Here is a 390-nt window from a genome sequence, read left to right on the forward strand (position 1 = left end):
TTTATCGTGTAGGGCACCCCCGCCTCGAATACCGCGCCAGTATAATAATAATCCGAAATATCTTCATCTAGCGTCACCGTAATTCCACCTAGCGTGTTTACTATTTGTACTAGGGAGCCCCAGTTCAGATGGGCGTAATATTGGAAATCTACCCCCAAAATCGAGCCAACCTCATTCATGAGTGCCTGCGCCCCCGCCGCTTCATTTCCACCATACATATTGTTGCACCAATATACTTCATTGATTTTACCCGTCGCAGTACAAGTCGGCGAAGCCTTTAAATCGCGCGGAAGACTTAACATCACGATATCACCAGTATTTTGGTTGAGACTAATCATCATAATCGAATCTGTCAACTGCGCGCCATCATGCTTACCGTATCCCTCGTCG

Annotated in this window: 1 protein-coding gene; it reads right to left on the reverse strand. The window is 46.7% G+C overall.

The window, feature by feature from the left end:
- Positions 1 to 390: LCP family protein (locus D7Y04_RS43530; RefSeq protein WP_147477388.1), on the reverse strand; the 390-nt coding region annotated here is incomplete at both ends.

This window comes from Corallococcus sp. AB038B, from assembly GCF_003668955.1.
Lineage (GTDB): Bacteria > Myxococcota > Myxococcia > Myxococcales > Myxococcaceae > Corallococcus > Corallococcus exiguus.